The organism is Vibrio sp. R-1, from assembly GCF_035615595.1.
Classification (GTDB): Bacteria; Pseudomonadota; Gammaproteobacteria; order Enterobacterales; family Vibrionaceae; genus Vibrio; species Vibrio cholerae.
This window is the reverse complement of sequence record NZ_WPDC01000185.1, coordinates 1-1,484: the sequence shown is the minus strand read 5'-3', so window position 1 is coordinate 1,484 and position 1,484 is coordinate 1. Positions and strand designations below refer to the sequence as shown.

The window sequence follows — 1,484 nt, the reverse complement described above, 5'->3', positions numbered from 1 at the left end:
GTAAGTTATCTTGTCTTGGCCTTTTATCCATGTGAATTTGTCGCGCTCGACTATCGACACCGCGATTCCACCGCTAGAAGTCGATTTGCGACAGATCGAACAATGGCAGATAAACACGTCCGAAATTTCGGCGTTTACTTTGTACTCAACCGCTCCACAATTGCATTCGCCTTTGATCAAACTTTGATTCCTCTTCGTGGGTACACTTGCTAACAGCGTTTTTTAGTGGAAATTTCTCGTATAGTAACGTTGTTTGTACTCTACGTCATTTAATGAAACGTTTTATTCTGTATGGCGAGTGCGGCTCGCTTTAAGTATAGAGTTAGCTCGAGCATTGGTTCCGTTAGCACACATTACTTTGCAGGCATCGGGTTCCGTGATAACAAAAAATCATCAGGCCGTGAGGTTTTTAATATTGTTGAACTATGATTATATGATCATTAGGAATTTTTATTTTTTCTACTTTGCTGTCATTGTTAAATGATATAATGGTGTTTTTACCAAAGCCTGTGAATAGGATGGTGACTTTGTTGAGCGCGATATATTCTTTTGGCGTCATTAAGTTATCTAGAATTAAATCTTTTGGGATTAATGATGAGTAAGGCTCCTTAATATAAACGGTTGAAGATTCAATTCTTATGTTTGTTGCACGCATTGCAGCATCTAAAATTGCACCTGAAATACCACTTGCAAATAGCGGGGCGAATACCATTATAAAAAGGCTAATAAGTTGCACTCGTTTATTATGTTCACATTCAAACTTGTTAGTCATCGATTTGTTGACATCTATCACTAATCCGTGGTTATTTTTTAATGTTTCATTTTTTATTTTTTCGGCGCAAGACATGTAAATGGAATAAAATAAATACAAACCAATAGTTAGAGTTGACAAGCTGAAGTAAAGAAATGGCTCTTTCTCACCAAGTTTAAAAATCAAAATTATCGCAACTACTGATAGAGGTATTGATGTCAAATTGAATGGAGCTAGCTGATACTTAACGACCGTTTTTTTTGAGGTGAATGAGTTTGATATCCATGCAATTAATTTAAAAATTAATTTAATGATGGGGGAGAAAACTATCCCTAAGTTCATAAAGCTGATTATTATAAGTAAGTATATTATTCCAAAGCATGAACCCATCATAAATAATAGCAACCCATCGCTTAACGATAGGTCCTGAGGGAAGTGGTGGATTCTCAGTGAATAAATGGTTATGCATAATGCGCCTATTACAACGCCAAGTTTTGCTATGGCTGTAGCAATTTTTGACATTCTATCAATGTTTTTCTCTAGATTCTGGCTTGAAATAATCACAACTGTTTAACTCTTTTTGGATGGCGACTGGATATTAATTATTTGAACATGGCTATTTGTTGATAAGTGTACTTTTAGCTATATGCTAACACGTCTACCTGTAGGGATTTCCTCTAAACGATCTCTCAGTATTTCTTTTAGCAGAGCATATGCTTTCTTACCCGTACAG

2 protein-coding genes are annotated in these 1,484 nt (G+C 35.8%); both read right to left on the bottom strand.

Annotated features, from left to right (window positions below):
* Positions 1–180 (bottom strand): GFA family protein (locus GOU96_RS17460; RefSeq protein WP_324702061.1); only part of this gene is annotated, 180 nt, incomplete at its 3' end.
* Between the two features lie 229 nt (positions 181–409).
* A complete protein-coding gene (locus GOU96_RS17455) occupies positions 410–1,315 on the bottom strand; it encodes a hypothetical protein (protein WP_267783216.1) in 906 nt (301 codons plus the stop codon).
* Between the last annotated feature and the right edge of the window lie 169 nt (positions 1,316–1,484).